Genomic DNA, 19,662 nt, shown 5'->3' with positions numbered 1-19,662 from the left:
TGTCGGAGGCCGAACGTAGACTCGACGCGTGGCAGCTGACTCCTTCGCTCACCTTCACGTGCACAGCGAGTACTCGATGCTCGACGGCGCGGCGCGCATCGGGCCGATGGTCCAAGAAGCCGTCAAGCAGGGCATGCCGGCCATCGCCGTCACCGACCACGGCAACACCTTCGCGGCCTACGAGTTCTACAAGACCGCGAAAGACGCCGGCATCAAGCCGATCATCGGCATCGAGGCCTACGTCACTCCCGGAACCCACCGTTCCGACAAGTCCCGCGTGCGGTGGGGTACTCCCGAGCAGCAGAGCGACGACGTCTCGGGCTCGGGCGCCTACACGCACATGACCCTGCTGTCCGAGACGACCGAGGGCATGCACAATCTCTTCCGGTTGTCGTCGCGCGCGAGCATGGAGGGCTACTACTTCAAGCCCCGCATGGACCGCGAGCTGCTGCAGACCTACAGCAAGGGTCTGATCGCCACGACCGGCTGCCCCTCGGGCGAGGTGCAGACGCGCCTGCGACTCGGCCAGTACGACGCCGCCAAGGCCGCCGCGGCGGAGTTCCAAGACATCTTCGGCAAAGAGAACTACTTCGCCGAGATCATGGACCACGGCCTGTCGATCGAGCGGCGCATCATGGGCGATCTGCTGAAGATCGCCAAAGAGCTCGACATCCCGCTCGTCGGCACCAACGACCTCCACTACACACACCAGCACGACGCGACGAGCCACGCGGCCCTGCTGTGCGTGCAGTCGGGTTCGACGCTCGACGACCCCAAGCGCTTCAAGTTCGACGGCGACGGCTACTACGTCAAGTCCGCCGCCGAGATGCGCCAGGTCTTCCGCGACAACCCCGAGGCGTGCGACAACACGCTGCTCATCGCCGAGCGGTGCGAGGTCGAGTTCGACACCTCCGCCAACTACATGCCGCGCTTCCCCGTCCCCGAGGGCGAGACCGAGGGCAGCTGGATGATCAAAGAGGTCGAGAACGGCCTCCACGACCGCTACCCCGGCGGCATCCCCGACGCGGTGCGCAAGCAGGCCGAGTACGAGACCGACGTCATCCTGCAGATGGGGTTCCCGGGCTACTTCCTCGTGGTCGCCGACTTCATCAACTGGGCCAAGAACAACGGCATCCGCGTGGGGCCCGGGCGTGGGTCGGGAGCCGGCTCGATGGTCGCGTACGCGATGAAGATCACCGACCTCGACCCGCTGCAGCACGGCCTGATCTTCGAGCGCTTCCTCAACCCCGACCGCGTCTCGATGCCCGACTTCGACGTCGACTTCGACGACCGCCGCCGTGGCGAGGTGATCCAGTACGTCACCGAGAAGTACGGCGACGAGCGCGTCGCGCAGATCGTCACCTACGGCACGATCAAGGCCAAGCAGGCGCTGAAAGATGCCGGGCGCGTCCTCGGCTTCCCGTTCAGCATGGGCGACAAGCTCACCAAGGCCATGCCGCCGGCCGTCATGGGCAAAGACATGCCGCTCGACGGCATGTTCAACCCCGAGCACCCGCGCTACAAAGAGGCGAGCGAGTTCCGCACCCTCATCGAGACCGACGCCGAGGCCAAGACGGTCTTCGACACCGCTCTCGGACTCGAGAACCTCAAGCGCCAGTGGGGCGTGCACGCGGCCGGCGTGATCATGTCGAGCGAGCCGCTCATCGACATCATCCCGATCATGCGCCGCGAGCAGGACGGCCAGATCGTCACGCAGTTCGACTACCCCGCGTGCGAGTCGCTCGGCCTGATCAAGATGGACTTCCTGGGGCTGCGCAACCTCACGATCATCAACGACGCCCTCGACAACATCGCGGCCAACCGCGGGCATCCCCTGGTGCTGGAAGACCTCGACCTCGACGACGCGGCATCCTACGAGCTCCTCGCGCGCGGCGACACGCTGGGCGTGTTCCAGCTCGACGGCGGGCCCATGCGGTCTCTGCTCAGGCTCATGCGCCCCGACAACTTCGAGGACATCTCGGCCGTGCTGGCGCTCTACCGCCCCGGTCCCATGGGTGTGAATTCTCACATCAACTACGCGCTGCGCAAGAACAAGCAGCAGGAGATCGAGCCGATCCACCCCGAGCTCGAGGAGCCGCTGGCCGACATCCTCGACACGACCTACGGCCTGATCGTGTATCAGGAGCAGGTCATGGCGGTCGCCCAGCGCGTCGCCGGCTACACGCTCGGCCAGGCCGACCTGTTGCGCCGCGCGATGGGCAAGAAGAAGAAGAGCGAGCTCGACAAGCAGAAGGAGATCTTCTTCGGCGGCATGACCGAACGCGGGTTCGGCGAGGTCGCGCAGCAAACGCTGTGGAAGGTGCTCGAGTCGTTCGCCGACTACGCCTTCAACAAGGCGCACACCGCGGCCTACGGTCTCGTGTCGTACTGGACGGCCTACCTCAAGGCGCATTATCCCGCCGAGTACATGGCCGCCCTGCTGACCAGCGTCGGCGACTCGAAAGACAAGATGGCGGTGTACCTCAACGAGTGCCGCCGCATGGGCATCAAGGTGCTTCCGCCCGATGTCAACGAATCGATCCGCTTCTTCGCCGCCGTCGGGGAAGACATCCGCTTCGGTCTCGGCGCGGTGCGCAACGTCGGCACCAACGTGGTCGACGGCATCGTGTCTGCCCGACAGGATGCCAAGTACACGTCGTTCCACGACTTCCTGTCGAAGGTTCCGATGCACGTGGCCAACAAGCGCACCGTGGAGTCGCTGATCAAGGCGGGCGCGTTCGATTCGCTCGGGTCGACGCGCCGCGCGCTCGTCGAGGTGCACGAGGACGCGTGCGAGGGCGCGGTGCTCGACAAGCGTCGGGAGGCCAACGGTGAGGTCGGGTTCGACTTCGACTCGCTGTGGGACGAACCGCAGCAGGTCGTGAAGGTGCCCGAGCGACCGGAGTGGACCAAGAAGGACAAGCTCGCGTTCGAGCGCGAGATGCTCGGACTCTACGTCTCCGACCACCCGCTCGCGGGCCTGGAGGTGCCCCTCGCCAAGCACGCCTCGACGTCGATCCACGATCTCCTCGCGTCTGAAGACGTGCAGGACGGCGATCAGGTCACGGTGGCCGGTCTGCTCACCAGCGTGCAGCACCGCGTCGCGAAGCAGAGCGGTAACCCCTACGGCATGGTCACCGTCGAGGACTTCAACGGCGAGGTGACCGTGATGTTCATGGGGAAGACGTACGCCGAGTTCGCCCCGGTGCTGCAGGCCGACTCGATCCTGGTCGTGCGCGGACGCGTCTCGCGACGCGACGACGGACTCAATCTGCACGCCCAGAGCGCCTTCGCCCCCGATCTCGAGGGGCTCGACGAGACGGGCGGACTCACGTTGGTCGTGCCCGAGCAGCGCGCGAACGAGGCGTTGGTCGGCGAGCTGGCGCAGATGCTGCGTCGCCACTCCGGCTCGACCGAGGTGCTTCTCAAGCTGCACAAGGGCGGCACGGCGAAGGTGTTCGAAGTCCCGATGCCCGTCCGCGTCACCGCCGACCTGTTCGGCGAGCTGAAGGGCCTGCTCGGGCCCAACTGCCTCGGCTGACCCCACGATCGGTGCGCCGCTCGAGCGTCGCAACCCCAGCAGACGCTGAAGACCCGCCGGTTACGATGTCCGGGCGCTGCGGCGCCCTGGGTGAAAGGACCCCCGTGAACGATCAGTACCCCCACGACACCTCCGAGCCCCACCGCGATCACGCCGACCCGACGACCGCATCCGGTGCGCCGTCCGTGTCCGATGCGGCCGACCCCTCCGCGGTCCGCGGCGCGGACTCGACCGCCTCCGCCGAGCACCCCCCGGTGGCCCCGCCGGCGCCCGGAACGTCCTCCGCGTCTGCTGACGCGCACACCGATGCGTCGGCACCCGCTCGCACGGGCACCGTGTCGTACGGCGTCGGTCCGTTCTCCGTGCGCGAAGTCGCCCTGCTGGGTGTCTGGGTGGTGGCGTTCTTCGTCTCGTTCTTCCGCACGAACATCCTCGACTCGCCGTCGGGCGTCCTCATCGGCGGCGGCAACGTGTGGCTCTCCGGACTGTGGTGGATCCCCGCGGTGGCTCTGCCCACCGTCGCGGTCGGTCTCCTCGTGCTGCGGCGTCTGTCGCCTCAGGGCATCCGCCGGGTCGGCTCGCTCGGCATCGACCAGTTCGCCTCGGTGGCGTTCGCGGTGTCGGCCCTCATCTGGGTCTCGTGGGTGTGGGACACCGTGGCGGTCTTCGACCAGACCGGCATCTGGACGCGCTCCTGGGTCATCTGGGTCGAGGCCGTCGTGCTGCTGGCCGGCGTCGTTCTCACCGTCTTCGCGCCGGTGATCCCGCCGTTCTCGGCTGACTTCCGCGGTCGCGAGGAGATCCCCGCGCACCGCAACGCCCGTCCCATCCGCCCGGTCGTTCCGCGTCCGCGCGCGCCGCGGGCCCCGCGTCCGGTCGCCGGGCCCGACGCCGGCGTTGCGACGCCCGAGGCCGAGGCCCCCACGCCCGGCAGCTACACCGGTTCGACCGACCTCCCGCATGACGACGCGGCGCCGGCGACCTCGGTGCTCCCCGCGACGCGCGGCGACGACACGGCCACCGACATCTTCGCGCCGTTGCACGCCGACACCGGAGCCGTGAGCACGTACGACACGGGACGCGAGACCGGTCGCGAGGCGTCCGACGATTCCCGGGGTGCGCCCGAGGGCGACGACCACCCGCACGCGCAGGCGTTCTGGGCGCTCGCGCCCGAAGAGCGCGAGATCGTCGACGACTACGGCACGCCCATCTTCCGGATCGGGCCGACGGCGTGGGCGCTCGTGATCGAGGATCGCGGCGAGACCTTCGTCGTGCGTCACGACGACGGCCGGATCGGGTATCTGCACGACGTGTCGGGCGTGACCCGGGGCTGAGAACTCGGGTGTGACCCGAAGCTGACATCGGGAGAGGGCGGAGGTCTCACGACCCCCGCCCTTTCGCGTGGGGGCGCTCAGACCCGGGCCGGTGCGTACGGGCCGAACCGGGGGGATGCGAGGGCTCCGCCGGTGGGCAGGCTGAGCGCCCGCTGCGAGCCTGTGGACTGCGCGGAGGGGCTCCTGCTCGGCCGGTAGCCTTGGAGCCATGCTCCGCACGATCGATCTCCGCGGCCGCGTCCTCTCGCCGGCCGAGCTCCTCGCCGTCGTCCCGCGCGCCGATGCCGCGCGTGACGAGGCCCTCGCCACCGCCGCCCGTCTGGTCGCCGACGTGGCCCACCGGGGCGAAGAGGCTCTGCGCGAGCAGGCGGCGCGCTTCGATCGTGTCAGCGACCACGCCATCCGCGTGCCCGCGGATCACCTCGACGAGGCGCTGCGCGACCTCGATCCGCAGATCCGCGCCGCCCTCGACGAGGCCATCTCGCGCGTGCGCACGGCATCCGCGGCGCAGGTCCCGGCCCCGGTCGTGACCGAGCTCGGCGACGGCGCCCGTGTGACGCAGCGCTGGCAGCCGGTGCGTCGCGTGGGCCTCTACGTGCCCGGCGGCAAGGCCGTCTACCCCTCGAGCGTCGTCATGAACGCCGTCCCGGCGCAGGTCGCCGGTGTCCGCGAGGTCGCCCTCGCCTCCCCGCCGCAGGCCGACTTCGGCGGGCGCGTTCACCCGGTCATCCTCGCCGCGGCGCGTCTGCTCGGTGTGACCGAGGTCTACGCGATGGGGGGCGCCGGCGCGATCGGTGCGTTCGCGCACGGTGTCGCCGAGATCGGCCTCGATCCCGTGGATGTCGTCACCGGCCCGGGCAACAACTTCGTCGCCTCGGCCAAGCGCGCCGTCGCGGGGCGCGTGGGCACCGATTCGGAGGCCGGTGCCACCGAGATCCTCGTCGTGGCCGACGACTCGGCGACCCCCGCTCTCGTCGCCGCCGACCTCGTCAGTCAGGCCGAGCACGACGAGCAGGCGTCGGCCGTCCTCGTGACCGACTCGCCCGCACTGGCCGAGGCCGTACGCGCGGCCCTCCCGGCGCGCGTCGCCTCGACCCGTCACACCGAGCGCGTCACCGCGGCATTCCACGGGCCGCAGTCGGCGGTCGTGCTCGTCGACGACATCGCACAAGCGACCGCCTTCAGCAACGCCTACGCGCCCGAGCACCTCGAGCTGCACCTGGCCGATCCGCGTCCCGAGGACTTCGTCAACGCGGGAGCCGTGTTCGTCGGTCCCTACACGCCGGTGAGCCTCGGCGACTACCTCGCCGGGAGCAACCACGTGCTGCCGACCGGGGGACAGGCGCGCTACAGCGCGGGCCTCTCCGCAGCGACGTTCCTGCGCCCCCAGCAGGTGGTCGAGTACGACCGTGCGGCGCTCTCACGAGTCCGGGATGCCATCGTGACCCTCGCCGACGCCGAGGCCCTCCCCGCGCACGGCGAGGCCGTGACCGCGCGGTTCGACGACTGAGGGAGAACCCATGCACTGCCCCTTCTGCCGCAACCCCGACTCCCGCGTCATCGACTCGCGCACGAGCGACGACGGGCTGAGCATCCGTCGTCGACGTCAGTGCCCCAAGTGCGGTGGTCGATTCTCGACGGTCGAGACGGCGAGCCTGAACGTCATCAAGCGGTCGGGGGTGGTCGAGCCGTTCAGTCGCGAAAAGGTCATGTCGGGCGTCCGCAAAGCCTGTCAGGGCCGCCCCGTCACCGACGCCGATCTCGCGGTGCTGGCGCAGCAGGTCGAGGAGGCGATCCGTCAGACGGGGTCGTCGCAGATCGAGGCGAACGAGATCGGATTGTCGATCCTCGGACCGCTGCGCGAACTCGACGAGGTGGCGTACCTGCGCTTCGCGAGCGTGTACCAGGGGTTCGACTCGCTCGACGATTTCGACGCGGCGATCGCCCAACTGCGCGCCGACCACGCGGAACGCCCGGCGAACGACGACCGCGACGTCGTCCAGTAGCCTGGCGGGGATGTATCCCCTTCTCTTCCGCACGGTCCTCTCGCGTCTCGACCCCGAGTTCGCGCACCACCTCGGTGCGCTCGTCATCCGGGTCGCCGGGGTGGAGCCCCTGGCATCCGTCGTCCGTCGCGCCACCGCCCCCGGCGCCGACCAGCGGGTGCAGGCGCTCGGCCTGACCTTCGATTCGCCGTTCGGGGTGGCCGCGGGCTTCGACAAGAACGTCACGATGGGCCGCGGGCTCGGCGCGCTCGGCTTCGGCCACGTCGAGGTCGGCACGGTCACCGCGCTGCCCCAGCCGGGCAATCCCAAGCCACGCCTGTTCCGGCTCGTCGCCGATCGCGCGGTGATCAACCGCATGGGATTCAACAACGACGGTGCCGCCGCCGCGGCCGCGCGGCTGCGCCGCCTGCGCCGAGCCCGTCGTCGCCCGGTCATCGGCGTGAACATCGGCAAGAGCCGGGTCGTCGCCGTCGAGGACGCCACGACCGACTACGTCCGCAGCGCCCGGCTGCTCGCGCCGCTGGCCGATTATCTCGTCGTCAACGTCTCGTCCCCCAATACGCCCGGGCTCCGGGGGCTCCAGGCCGTCGAGACGCTCCGCCCCCTGCTGACAGCGGTGCGCGACGCGGCGGGGGGCACCCCGCTCCTGGTCAAGATCGCCCCCGACCTCGACGACGACGAGGTGCGCGACATCGCCCGTCTCGCCGTCGACGCGGGCCTGGCCGGCCTCATCGCCACCAACACCACCATCGCCCGTTCCGGTCTGACGACGGATGCCGCGACCGTCGAGGCCGCGGGTGCGGGCGGGCTCTCCGGCGCGCCGCTGAAGCAGCGCGCGCTCGAGGTGCTCCGCCTGGTGCGCGAGGCGGTCCCGGCCGAGTTCGTCGTGATCTCCGCCGGGGGAGTGGACACCGCCGACGACGTCCGCGATCGTCTCGCCGCCGGTGCCACCCTCGTGCAGGGCTACACGGCGTTCCTCTACCGCGGACCCCTCTGGGCGCGTCAGATCAATCGCGGTCTCGCCCGCGCGCGCTGACCCGCTCCTGACCGGCCGCTGGTTCGTCGACGTGGCGGTACACCGCGCGTAGGCGCCGGTCGGCCGCCTGCGCGCGGAGGACGACACGGCATCCGACCCGAGAACGACGAAACGGCGCACCTTCCGGTGCGCCGTTCCGCGAAGCGGGGGATCAGGCGGGGTACTGACCGCGCTTGACCTGAGCCTTCGGCAGGCGCATGAAACGCATCTGCACGGTGCGCATCGCCGCGTACCACCCGAGACCCTTCTCGAGGCGGCTCTCGCCGAACTTCTCCTTCGCCGCGCGCTTGACGCGGATCGAGGTGATGATCATGTCTCCGATGACGAAGAGGATGAAGATCCACAGCGCGACGAACGACCAGTACTGGAAGAACTGCACGGGGATGAGCGTCGCGACGATCACGAGCACCATGAACGGCATGACGCCCTCGCCGAGGTGCCAGCCGGCATCCACGAAGTCACGAGCGAAGCGGCGCTGCGGCCCGCGGTCGCGCACGGGAAGATAGCGCTCCTCACCGGCTGCCATGCCGATGCGGGCCTTCTCGCGCTGCGCCGCCAACTCGGCGCGGGCGCGGGCCTTCGCCTCCTTGGTGTCGGGGACCAGGGGGCGCTTGCGGGCGGCCTCCTGCTCGGCGCGCGAGGGCGTCGCTCGGCCCTTGCCCGATCCGAGCGCCGTCGAGTCGACGGGGGTGTCGTTGGGGGCGGGTGCGGGGGACTTGGCCACGGGAAACCTCGGTGATTCGCTGGTCGGGAGACTTAAGATTACCCGCATGACCCTCGACCTGTCCCGGCAGGAGGCTGTGCAAAAAGCAGCCGACGCCGGCATCCCCTCCGCCCTGGCCGATCTCGGCGCCCTCGTCCGCATCCCGTCGATCGCCTGGCCGGCCTTCGATCAGACCGCCCTGGTCAAGAGCGCCGACGCGGTCGCCGCCCTCCTCCAGGGCACCGGCGTCTTCGATTCCGTCGCGGTGACCCGCGCCCGGATCCCCGGCACCGACGAGATGGGGCAGCCGGCCGTGCTCGCCACGCGCGCCGCCCGCAATGGCCGACCGACCGTGCTGCTCTACGCCCACCACGACGTGCAGCCCCCGGGAGACGAGGCGCTGTGGGACTCGCCGCCCTTCGAGCCGACGCTGCGCGACGGGCGCCTGTACGGACGCGGTGCCGCCGACGACAAAGCCGGCATCATGGCGCACGTCGGCGCGATCCGGGCCGTGTCCGAGGTCCTCGGCGACGACCTCGACCTCGGCCTCGCCGTGTTCATCGAGGGGGAGGAGGAGTACGGCTCGCGCTCCTTCGGCCAGTTCCTCTCCGACAACGCCGGAGCGTTGCGTTCCGACGTCATCGTGGTCGCGGACTCGGGCAACTGGGACGAGCGCACGCCCGGCCTGACGGTGTCGCTGCGCGGCAACGCGCGCTTCACGCTGACCGTGCGCACGCTGGCCCACGCCTCGCACTCCGGGATGATGGGCGGAGCCGTCCCCGACGCCATGCTCGCGACCGTGAAGCTGCTCGCCACGCTGTGGGACGACGACGGCGCCGTCGCCGTCGAGGGTCTCGCCACGCGCGACGCCGACACGCCCGACTACGACGAGGCCACTCTGCGCGCCGAGTCCGGCCTGCTCGAGGGCGTCAGCCCCATCGGACGCGACTCGATCCTGAGCCGCATCTGGAACAAGCCGTCGATCACCATCACCGGCTGGGACGCCACCCCCGTCGAGGCCGCGTCGAACACCCTCGCGCCGCAGACGAGCGTCGTCATCAGCGCGCGCGTCGCCCCCGGTCAGGATGCCGAGGAGGCTTTCGCCGCGGTCCAGGCGCACCTGCGTGCGCACGCGCCGTTCGGCGCGCAGCTCGAGTTCAGCGACGTGGACTGCGGCGACTCCTTCCTCGTGGACACCGGAGGGTGGGCCGTCGAAGAAGCACGCGCGGCGTTCGCCGACGGTTACGGCGTCGAGTCGGTGGACGTCGGGATCGGCGGGTCCATCCCCTTCATCTCCGACCTCGTCCGCGAGTTCCCCGCCGCGCAGATCCTCGTCACGGGCGTCGAGGATCCGCACGCGCGCGCGCACAGCCCGAACGAGTCGCTGCACCTCGACACGTTCCGCAACGCCCTGGTCTCGGAAGCGCTGCTGCTGGCGCGACTGAACGACCGGACCGTCTGATCGGGGCCGCGGGGACGGGACAGGCGTAGACTTGCCTCGTCCCCGCGACCGATCAACCCGAAGGGCATCGCCATGACCGACACCACTCTGTCGTCCTCCGCCGAGACCCGCGAGCACGGCGTCGGCCTGACCGCGGCCGCCTCCGACAAGGTCAAGAGCCTGCTGTCGCAGGAAGGCCGCGACGACCTCCGCTTGCGCGTCGCCGTGCAGCCCGGCGGCTGCTCCGGCCTCATCTACCAGCTCTACTTCGACGAGCGCTACCTCGACGGCGACAAGGTCGTCGACTTCGACGGTGTCGAGGTCATCGTCGACGACATGAGCGTCCCGTACCTCGACGGTGCGAACATCGACTTCAAGGACACGATCTCGGAGCAGGGCTTCACGATCGACAACCCCAACGCGCAGGGCTCCTGCGCCTGCGGCGACAGCTTCCACTGAGCTCGGTCGGCGTCCTCCGACGTCGACGTCACGGACCCCCGGGGCCACGGTTCGCACCGTGGAACCCGGGGGTTTCCGATGTCTCGGCACTGGACGAATGGCCAGAGAACGGTGAGAGGTTGCCGTAGACTGTCAAAGCTTTATCCACGACCCGGAAAGGTGCATTGTGCCCTCCAAACGTCGCCTTCGCTGGGCCGCGCTCCCTCTCGGGATCGCGTCCGTCGCACTCCTCTCGGGCTGCACCACTTCCCAGCTGCACGGATTCCTGCCCGGCTTCGTCGATGACGGCCCGGCCGCGACGAACCACACCGACATGGTCGCCGGACTGTGGGTCAACTCGTGGATCGTGCTCCTCGCCGTGGGTGTCGTCACCTGGGGCCTGATGCTGTGGTCGGTCATCGCCTACCGCCGTCGTCGCGGCCAGTCGGGTCTGCCCGTCCAGCTGCGGTACAACATGCCGATCGAGATCTTCTACACGATCGTGCCGCTCATCCTGGTCGTCGGCTTCTTCGCTTTCACGGCGCGCGACCAGAACACGCTCGAGACCCAGTACGAAGACCCCGACGTGTCCATCACGGCCTACGGCAAGCAGTGGGCGTGGGACTTCCAGTACAACGGCGAGAAGGAAGACAACTCCGACGCCGTGTACTCGATGGGTGTCCAGGCGAAGGCCACCGCCGACGGTTACGACCTCGACGACGTGCCGACGCTGTACCTGCCGGTGAACAAGACGGTCAAGATCGACCTCCGCTCGCGCGACGTCATCCACTCCTTCTGGATCATCGACTTCCTCTATAAGAAAGACATGTACATCGGTCGCGACAACGAGTGGTCCTTCACGCCCACTCGCGAGGGCACCTACGAAGGCAAGTGCGCGGAGCTCTGCGGTGAGTACCACTCGGCGATGCTCTTCAACGTCAAGGTCGTCAGCGAGACCGAGTACAACGACTACCTGAACTCCCTGCGCCGCGCCGGCGACGTGGGCGACATCAGCGACCTGTCGCGTCTGCAGAACCTGACCACCGGCGTCGAAGGGAACGAGTGATCATGGCCACGACGCTTCCGCTCCAGGGGACCGGGCCCTCGCGCCCGACGACTCTCCCGCCGCGTCAAGCCGCACTGCTGAGCACCACGCGTGTGGAGCAGAAGGGCAACCTGGTCGTCAAGTGGATCACCTCCACCGACCACAAGACCATCGGGTACATGTATCTGATCGCCTCGGTGATCTTCTTCATGCTCGGTGGAGTGATGGCGCTCATCATCCGCGCCGAGCTGTTCGAGCCGGGGATGCAGATCATCCCGACCAAAGAGCAGTACAACCAGCTGTTCACCATGCACGGCACGATCATGCTGCTCATGTTCGCGACGCCGCTGTTCGCGGGCTTCGCGAATGCGCTGCTGCCCCTTCAGATCGGCGCCCCCGACGTGGCGTTCCCGCGTCTGAACGCGTTCGCGTTCTGGCTCTTCCTGTTCGGCTCCACCATCGCGGTGTCCGGCTTCCTCACCCCGCAGGGTGCGGCCGGCTTCGGATGGTTCGCCTATCAGCCGCTCGCGAATGCGAGCTTCTCGCCCGGCGTCGGCGGCAACCTCTGGATGCTCGGTCTCGGCATCAGCGGTTTCGGCACGATCCTCGGTGCGGTCAACTTCATCACGACCGTGCTCACGATGCGTGCCCCGGGCATGACCATGTGGCGCATGCCGATCTTCTCGTGGAACACGCTCATCACGAGCATCCTGATCCTGCTCGCGTTCCCCGTGCTCGCCGCGGCGATCTTCGCGGCCGCCGCCGACCGCGTGCTCGGTGCGCACATCTACAGCCCCGAGAACGGCGGCGTCCTGCTCTGGCAGCACCTGTTCTGGTTCTTCGGTCACCCGGAGGTCTACATCATCGCGCTGCCGTTCTTCGGCATCGTGTCGGAGATCTTCCCGGTCTTCAGCCGCAAGCCGATCTTCGGCTACAAGACCCTCGTGTACGCGACCATCGCGATCGCCGCGCTGTCGGTGGCCGTGTGGGCGCACCACATGTACGTCACGGGTGGCGTGCTGCTGCCGTTCTTCGCCCTGATGACGATGCTCATCGCGGTGCCGACCGGTGTGAAGATCTTCAACTGGATCGGAACGCTGTGGCGTGGCTCGGTGACCTTCGAGACGCCGATGGTCTTCGCCCTGGGCTTCCTGGTCTCGTTCGTCTTCGGTGGTCTCACCGGCGTGATCCTCGCCTCGCCCCCGCTGGACTTCCACCTGTCCGACTCGTACTTCGTGGTCGCGCACTTCCACTACGTGGTCTTCGGCACCGTCGTGTTCGCGATGTTCGCCGGCTTCTACTTCTGGTGGCCCAAGTGGACCGGGAAGATGCTCAACGAGCGTCTGGGGATGGTGCACTTCTGGCTGCTGTTCGTCGGCTTCCACATGACCTTCCTCATCCAGCACTGGCTGGGTGTCGACGGAATGGCTCGTCGCTACGCGGACTACGCCGCGGCCGACGGATGGACCTGGGAGAACCAGCTGTCGACTGTGGGCTCGATGATCCTGGGTGCGTCCATGATCCCGTTCCTGCTCAACGTGTGGATCACGGCCCGCAAGGCGCCGCGCGTGACCGTCGACGACCCCTGGGGCTATGGAGCATCGCTCGAGTGGGCGACGTCGTGCCCGCCGCCGCGTCACAACTTCACGTCGATCCCGCGCATCCGGAGCGAGCGTCCCGCCTTCGACCTCAACCACCCCGAGGCCGGTATCCCGGTCGGTGTGGGTCCGGTCAAGGACGCCCCCGATACGCCCGTCGTCGACGCAGCTGCCGGAGAGGTCAAGTAACACATGCGTACCAACGTCAACCTCTGGTGGATCATCGCGGTGTTCTCGTTCGTCATCGCGGCGGTCTACACCGTCTGGAGCCTGCTCCAGCACGGTGGCGTCGAGTGGGTCGGAACCGTCGCCCTGGCGTTCCTCGGCCTCATGTCGTCGATGATCGCGTTCTACATCGGCCGCGTCCTCAAGGCGCAGCGCGGTGACCTGCCCGAAGACATCCTCACGGCCGACATCGATGACGGCGACCCCGAGATGGGCGAGTTCAGCCCGTGGTCGTGGTGGCCCATCGTGCTCGCAGCCTCCGCGGCGATCGCCGTGGTCGGCCTCGCTGTCGGCAGCTGGCTCGTCCCCGTCGGATTCGCGGTGTTCGTCGTCGCCATCGTCGGCTGGGTGTACGAGTACTACCGCGGGTACTTCGCGCGCTGATCCTGTGCCCGTCCGTCTGAGAGCGGCTGCCGTCTCCGACGCCGGCGCCCATCGTCCCACCAACCAGGACGCCGCCTTCGCGGCGTCCTGGGGTGCGGCGGTGGCCGACGGCGTCGGCGGTGGTCCGTCGGGAGACCTCGCGTCCGCCGCCCTGATCCACCGTCTCGTGGCGACGAGCGGAGGAGGCCTGGATGCCGATGGCCTCTTGGTCCGTATCCGCGAAGCCAACTGGGACATCCGCGCCCACGTCGAACGCGATCCCGCGCTCGAGGGGATGGCGACGACGTTCACCGGCATCTTCCTCAGCCTCAGCGGGGAACTGCTGCTCGCTCACACCGGCGACTCGCGCGCCTACCTCCTCCGTGACGGAGAGTTCACGCGCGAGACCCGCGACGACTCCTACGTTCAGGCTCTCGTCGATCACGGCATCATCCCGCCCGAGGCCGCCGCGGCGCACCCCCGCCGAAACATCATCACCGCCTCGCTCGGTGGTGCGGAAGGCGATGTCGTCTCGGTCGCCGAACGCCCCCCGATCGTCGGTGACCGATGGGTCCTGTGCAGCGACGGACTGACCGACTACGTACCCGAAGCCGATGTGGCGCGACTGATCGCTGAGGCGCCCGACGCCCGTTCGGCCGCTGCGTCGGCCGTCGCTCTCGCACTCGAGGCCGGCACCCGCGACAACGTCACTGTGGTCGTGTGCGACGTCGTCGACGACGACGAGACCGAGGCCGGCGAACCCATCTTCTTCGGGTCGGCCGCGCGCTGGTTCGCCGAAGACGTCGAGACCGCCTGACCGCCTGATCGCCACGCGGCGTGATCGGCCATGGCGCCCGGCAACGCCCGGGTGGGGCCACGATCAGCTTCGAGGGTTCGTGTGATGTTCGGCCGTGGTCTCCGGCGATGCTGGGGTGGGCCGCGATCAGCTCCCAGGGTTCGTGCGATCTTGAGCCGTGGCCGGGCTGGGCCGCGATCAGCTTCGAGGGCGCGTGCGATCGTCGGCCGTCGCGCCGGGCGACGGTGACGAGAACGTTGCTCCGGTTCCGCTGCCCGCGCGAACGTCGCCTCTCATTCGGGCGACCCCAGGGTGAGGAGTTTCCGCCCTCGACGTCGGTCCGAGCGCGGGTCGTCGCGTGCGAAGGCGTCCATGGCATCCTGAGCGATCTGCGCGCTGCGCGGCCCGCCGTGTCCGTCTTCCTCGACGATCTCGAGCCTGCTCCCCGGCCACGAGCGGTGCAGCTGCCAGGCGGTGCGTGCCGGACCGCTGATGTCGCGCCGACCGTGCACGAGCACTCCCGGGATACCGCTCAGGTCCCCGATCCGCGCGAGCACCGCGCGGTCGCCGGGGAGGAAGCAGTCGCGCGCCCAATAGTGGGTTACGAGCGTGGCGAAATTTCGTCGCTGACGTGGATCGTCGTGCAGGAAGGGTCCGGGACCCGCGAGGGGACCGAGTGACATATGCGTGGCCTCCCACTCGTCCCAGCGGTCTCCGGCGTCGCTCCGGACCGCGGGGTCGGGGTCGCGGAGGAGCCGCGCGTAGCCCTCGATCGTGCGCTCATCGGCGCGCAGGGGCTCGCGCAGTCGGGCGTGGGCCTCGGGAAACACCGGTTGCATCCCGTCGGTGATCCAGTCGATCTCCCACCGTCCGCCGCTCGTGACCGCCAGGTTGACCACCTCGCTCACGCGTTGCGGGTATTCCAACGCATAGGCCAAGGCCAGCGTTGACCCCCAGGAGACGCCGTGCAGCAGCCACCGGTCGACGGAGAGGTGTTCGCGCAGGGCCTCGAGGTCGTCGAGGAGGTGCGTCATCGTCTGCGTTTCGAGAGTGGCGAGATCGTCCGCGGCCCAGGGGGTGCTCCGCCCGCATCCCCGCTGATCGAGTCCGATGATGAGGTGGGATCGTGGGTCGAAGCGTCGACGGTATCCGCCGCGTCCGAGGCCACCCCCGGGCCCACCGTGCAGGTACAGGGCCGGTCGGCCCGCGGGATTTCCGGACAGTTCCCAGTACAGGCGCGCGCCGTCGGGTCGATCCAGATATCCGGACGCGAACGGGTCGAGAGGGGGATGCTGCATCGACGCAGCCTACGGCAGATCACCGCCCGTCAGCTGCGCGCCGACGTCGGATGCCCACGAGCGTCAGCGTCGAACGCCTGTCCGCGACGACCCGCCGACCGGCAGGGTCATGCGCCATCGCCGTGCGCGCCGAGGCTACCGTGCGTACGTTTCAGTCGCGCGCCACCATCAGCCGCGCACGACCATCAGCTGCGCACGACCATCAGCTGCGCACGACCATCAGCTGCGCACGACCATCAGCTGCGCACGACCATCAGCTGCGCACGACCATCAGCCGCGCACGACCATCACTGTGGGGTCGAAGACGCGATCGAGCGGCCCGTGATCGTTCTCGATCGGCTGCCCCTCGCGCATCCAATACTCGTAGCCGCCGATCATCTCGCGCACGCGGTAGCCGAGCTCTGCGAACGCGAGGGCGCCCTTCTGCCCGGCGTTGCATCCCGGGCTCCAGCAGTACACGACGACGTCGACGTCGCCGTCGATCTCGAGCGGGGCGCGGGAGGCGATGTCGCGATACGGCATGTGCAGCGCGCCGGGAATGCGTCCCTGGGCCCAGGCGTCGTCTCCGCGCACGTCGACCAGGACGAAGCGGTGCCCGGCCTTTTGCGCGGCGTACACGTCCGAGGGGTCGGTCTCGTGTGCGAGCCGATGGCGGAAGTAGTCGAGAGCGTCGGTCATCCCTCCACGCTAGGGCTGCAGTCACGGTGCGGGGGAGAGGCCTGGATGCCAGGCCGCCTCGTCTTCCTGCCAGACATCGCGGCGGGCGCGCGGAAGGGCATGGATCTCGACCCTTTCGTCCTCGCACCGGATGCGCGGGCGTGTGCGAGGACGGGCGGGGATGTCGATCCCTTCGTCTTCGAACGAGACGTCCGAGCACGAGAACGACAGAACCCCCGGCGCCGAAGCGCCGGGGGTTCCGTCAGTGGGGAGAAGTTACTCGCTCTTGCCGTCGTCGGGACGGTTGCGCTCCTCGAGTCCCTTGGGGGCCGGGATCTCGACCTCGACGCGACCGCCGACCTCGTTGCGAGGGCGACCGTCTTCATCGGCGCGAGCGTTGGCGCCGGCGATCTCGTCGGCCTCCTCGTGCGCGATGTGATCGAGCTCGTGGTGCTGGTGAGCAACCGCGGCGTCGATCTCCGCCTGCGTCAGGGGAGCCAGGCGATCCTCGAAGAACCAGCGCGAGACCGAAGCACGCACATTCTCGTGCCAGGGGATCTGACCCTTGTCGTTCGGGCGGACCACCAGGGGCTCGTAGGTCTCGTTGTCGACGAGCTTCCAGCGCTCGTACTCGTCGACCGGCTGGTGGACCTCGATGTACTCGCCACCGGGGAGGCGGACGATGCGTCCGGACTCGTAACCGTGCAGAGCGATCTCGCGGTCCTTCTTCTGCAGCGCGATGCAGATGCGCTTGGTGACGAAGTAGGCGAGGACCGGTCCGAGGATCAGCAGCGCCTGGAGGGTGTGGATGACGCCCTCCATCGTGAGGTGGAAGTGCGTCGCGATGATGTCGGACGAGGCGGCCGCCCACATCACGGCGTAGAAGGTGACACCCGCAGCGCCGATCGCCGTGCGCGTCGCGGCGTTGCGCGGACGCTGGGCGATGTGGTGCTCGCGCTTGTCTCCCGTGACCCACGCCTCGATGAAGGGGTAGACCAGCACCAGCACGATGAACAGACCGAGGACGGCCACCGGGAAGATGATGTTCCACGACCAGGTGTGACCCCAGAGCACGAACTCGAGGTGCGGCGGGACCAGGCGCAGGGCGCCGTCCGCGAAGCCGATGTACCAGTCGGGCTGGGTACCGGCGGACACGGGGGACGGGTCGTAGGGACCGTAGTTCCAGATCGGGTTGATCGTCACGAGGGCGGCGATCAGGACGATCACGCCGAACGTGATGAAGAAGAAGCCGCCCATCTTGGAGGCGTAGACCGGGAGCATCGGGTAGCCCACGACGTTGCTGTTCGTGCGGGCGGGCCCGGCGAACTGCGTGTGCTTGTTGATGATCATCAGCATGAGGTGCACGGCGAGCAGCGCCACGAGGATCGCGGGGAGCAGCAGGATGTGCAGCGTGTAGAGACGGCCGACGATCGCGGTTCCGGGGAACTCGCCGCCGAAGAGCAGGAACGAGGTCCAGGTTCCGATGATCGGCAGACCCTTGATCATGCCGTCGATGATGCGGAGGCCGTTACCCGAGAGCAGGTCGTCGGGGAGCGAGTACCCGGTGAAGCCCTCGGCCATCGCCAGGATGAAGAGGATGAAGCCGACGACCCAGTTGAGCTCGCGGGGCTTGCGGAACGCACCGGTGAAGAAGACGCGCAGCATGTGTACGCCGATGCCGGCGACGAAGACCAGAGCCGCCCAGTGGTGGATCTGGCGGACCAGGAGGCCACCGCGCAGGTCGAACGAGATGTGCAGCGCCGACTCCATGGCAGCCGACATCGCGATGCCGCGCATGGGCTCGTAGGCGCCGTTGTAGTGCGTCTCGACCATGGACGCCTGGAAGAAGAACGTCAGGAACGTGCCGGACAGCAGCACGACGACGAAGCTCCACAGGGCGATCTCGCCGAGCATGAACGACCAGTGGTCGGGGAAGACCTTGCGGCCGAGCTCCTTGACGATGCCCGACATGCTGGTGCGCTCGTCGAGGTAGTTCGCGGCGGCGCCGACGAACTTGCCGCCGAGCGGCTTGCCGTCACGACCGGCGGGGGCCTGCGGCGGCCCGGAGTACACGGCCGGTTCGGTCGTGACGTTCTCGGTGGGGTGGGTACCGGTGCTCATGAGCGCTCCCAGAAGCTGGGGCCGACGGGCTCGTGGAAGTCACTCTGGGCGACGAGGTAGCCCTCGGCGTCGACGGTGATGGGGAGCTGCGGCAGGGGACGGGCGGCCGGGCCGAAGATGACGGCCGCACCGTTGGCGACGTCGAACTGCGACTGGTGGCAGGGGCACAGGAGGTGGTGGGTCTGCTGCTCGTACAGCGCGACGGGGCAACCGACGTGCGTGCAGACCTTCGAGTACGCGACGATGCCGTCGTACGACCAGTCCAGGTTGTTGGTCTCGGGGTTCAGCTGCTCCGGCTGCATGCGCATGAGCAGGACGATCGCCTTGGCCTTCTCTTCGAGGTAGCCCTCGTCGTGGCCGAGGCCCGCGAGCTCCTCCGGGATGACGTGGAAGGCGGAACCGAGCGTGACGTCGGCGGCGCGGATCGGACGGCCCGAGGGGTCGTGCGAGAGGCGCATGCCCTCTTTCCACATGGTGTGGCTCAGAGCGGTCACGGGGTCGACGTCCTGCGGAGCGAGACCGCGGAACAGCGTGATGCCGGGGATGACCGAGGCGGCCAGTGCGGCGAACATCGAGTTGCGGATGATCTCGCGTCGGCCGAAGCCGGAGTCCTTGTCGGCCTCGGCGAAGACGTTGATCGCACCTTCGCGGACCTCGTCGCGACCGCGGGTCGCGTGGCGGTCCTCGATGTACTCCTTGTCGGACATGACCGACTTGCCCCAGTGGATGGTGCCGATGCCGATCGCGAGCAGCGCGAAGGCGATGCCCAGTCCGATGAACAGGTTGTTGTAGCGGATGTCGATCAGCGCGCCCGACTCGATCGGGAAGATCATGTAGGCGATGCTCGCCCAGATGCTCGCGGCCACCGAGAAATAGAACAGCGTGTAGACCGTACGGACCGCGCGCTTCATCGTCTCCGGGTCTTTGTCCGTCATGCGCTGACGGTGACCGGGAAGACCGGGGTTCTGTACGGCGTCGGGAACCGCGACGGCGAGCCCCGAGCCGGGCTTCCAGGAAGCCCTCTCGTGCTCGAGTGCGTCGTCCGCGTGTGCCATAGTGC

At 68.6% G+C, this 19,662-nt stretch carries 16 protein-coding genes; 11 read left to right on the top strand and 5 right to left on the bottom strand.

Translation table 11 applies throughout. The features are described 5' to 3' along the window. The first annotated feature begins 76 nt into the window (after positions 1-76). The 5 genes from dnaE (at position 77) to RWH44_RS15125 (ending at position 7,917) form a co-directional block, all read left to right on the top strand. A complete protein-coding gene (gene dnaE / locus RWH44_RS15145; protein WP_437127307.1) occupies positions 77-3,541 on the top strand; it encodes a DNA polymerase III subunit alpha in 3,465 nt (1,154 codons plus the stop codon). A gap of 104 nt (positions 3,542-3,645) precedes the next feature. Then, positions 3,646-4,875 (top strand): hypothetical protein, encoded by a 1,230-nt coding sequence (locus tag RWH44_RS15140; RefSeq protein ID WP_316005224.1) that lies wholly within the window; start codon positions 3,646-3,648, stop codon positions 4,873-4,875. A 208-nt stretch (positions 4,876-5,083) separates the two neighbouring features. After that, entirely contained in the window at positions 5,084-6,385 is a 1,302-nt protein-coding gene (gene hisD, locus RWH44_RS15135; RefSeq protein WP_316005223.1) for a histidinol dehydrogenase, read from the top strand. Positions 6,386-6,395: 10 nt separating this feature from the next. After that, positions 6,396-6,881: a transcriptional regulator NrdR gene (gene nrdR / locus RWH44_RS15130; RefSeq protein ID WP_298875536.1), complete on the top strand. Its 486-nt coding sequence runs from the start codon at positions 6,396-6,398 to the stop codon at positions 6,879-6,881. Between the two features lie 10 nt (positions 6,882-6,891). Beyond that, positions 6,892-7,917 (top strand): quinone-dependent dihydroorotate dehydrogenase, encoded by a 1,026-nt coding sequence (locus tag RWH44_RS15125; RefSeq protein ID WP_316005222.1) that lies wholly within the window; start codon positions 6,892-6,894, stop codon positions 7,915-7,917. 151 nt (positions 7,918-8,068) lie between these two features. On the opposite strand, the gene RWH44_RS15120 is transcribed toward RWH44_RS15125, so the two are convergent. After that, entirely contained in the window at positions 8,069-8,641 is a 573-nt protein-coding gene (locus RWH44_RS15120; protein ID WP_298875542.1) for a DUF3043 domain-containing protein, read from the bottom strand. A gap of 46 nt (positions 8,642-8,687) precedes the next feature. Between RWH44_RS15120 and RWH44_RS15115 the strand changes: the two genes are divergently transcribed. From RWH44_RS15115 to RWH44_RS15090, 6 genes are all read left to right on the top strand, one after another. Beyond that, on the top strand, positions 8,688-10,082 hold the full coding sequence (locus RWH44_RS15115) for a dipeptidase (RefSeq protein WP_316005221.1): 1,395 nt from the start codon (positions 8,688-8,690) through the stop codon (positions 10,080-10,082). Positions 10,083-10,154: 72 nt separating this feature from the next. Continuing rightward, positions 10,155-10,520: an iron-sulfur cluster insertion protein ErpA gene (gene erpA, locus RWH44_RS15110; RefSeq protein ID WP_056227791.1), complete on the top strand. Its 366-nt coding sequence runs from the start codon at positions 10,155-10,157 to the stop codon at positions 10,518-10,520. Between the two features lie 166 nt (positions 10,521-10,686). Beyond that, positions 10,687-11,565: an aa3-type cytochrome oxidase subunit II gene (gene ctaC / locus RWH44_RS15105; RefSeq protein ID WP_298875549.1), complete on the top strand. Its 879-nt coding sequence runs from the start codon at positions 10,687-10,689 to the stop codon at positions 11,563-11,565. A 2-nt stretch (positions 11,566-11,567) separates the two neighbouring features. Continuing rightward, on the top strand, positions 11,568-13,331 hold the full coding sequence (ctaD, locus tag RWH44_RS15100) for an aa3-type cytochrome oxidase subunit I (RefSeq protein WP_298875551.1): 1,764 nt from the start codon (positions 11,568-11,570) through the stop codon (positions 13,329-13,331). Positions 13,332-13,334: 3 nt separating this feature from the next. Further along, positions 13,335-13,751 (top strand): cytochrome c oxidase subunit 4, encoded by a 417-nt coding sequence (locus RWH44_RS15095; protein ID WP_316005220.1) that lies wholly within the window; start codon positions 13,335-13,337, stop codon positions 13,749-13,751. A 4-nt stretch (positions 13,752-13,755) separates the two neighbouring features. Continuing rightward, a complete protein-coding gene (locus tag RWH44_RS15090; RefSeq protein ID WP_316005219.1) occupies positions 13,756-14,547 on the top strand; it encodes a PP2C family protein-serine/threonine phosphatase in 792 nt (263 codons plus the stop codon). A 272-nt stretch (positions 14,548-14,819) separates the two neighbouring features. On the opposite strand, the gene RWH44_RS15085 is transcribed toward RWH44_RS15090, so the two are convergent. The 4 genes from RWH44_RS15085 to qcrA all read right to left on the bottom strand — a co-directional run bounded on the left by RWH44_RS15085 (position 14,820) and on the right by qcrA (position 19,657). Then, the gene (locus RWH44_RS15085) at positions 14,820-15,824 is read right to left on the bottom strand and encodes an alpha/beta fold hydrolase (protein ID WP_316005218.1); all 1,005 of its coding nucleotides are present in this window, start codon (positions 15,822-15,824) and stop codon (positions 14,820-14,822) included. A gap of 270 nt (positions 15,825-16,094) precedes the next feature. Beyond that, positions 16,095-16,502: a rhodanese-like domain-containing protein gene (locus RWH44_RS15080; RefSeq protein ID WP_316005217.1), complete on the bottom strand. Its 408-nt coding sequence runs from the start codon at positions 16,500-16,502 to the stop codon at positions 16,095-16,097. A 255-nt stretch (positions 16,503-16,757) separates the two neighbouring features. After that, positions 16,758-18,602, bottom strand: a complete 1,845-nt coding sequence (gene qcrB, locus RWH44_RS15075) for a cytochrome bc1 complex cytochrome b subunit (protein ID WP_298875563.1) — start codon at positions 18,600-18,602, stop codon at positions 16,758-16,760. Further along, positions 18,599-19,657: a cytochrome bc1 complex Rieske iron-sulfur subunit gene (qcrA, locus tag RWH44_RS15070; protein ID WP_298875565.1), complete on the bottom strand. Its 1,059-nt coding sequence runs from the start codon at positions 19,655-19,657 to the stop codon at positions 18,599-18,601. Before qcrA ends, qcrB begins: the two co-directional genes overlap by 4 nt. Positions 19,658-19,662: the final 5 nt, after the last annotated feature.

It is taken from the genome of Microbacterium phycohabitans (assembly GCF_032464935.1).
Classification (GTDB): Bacteria; Actinomycetota; Actinomycetes; order Actinomycetales; family Microbacteriaceae; genus Microbacterium; species Microbacterium phycohabitans.
Note: the sequence above shows the minus strand (reverse complement) of the source record. Positions and strands in the feature narration are given on the sequence as shown.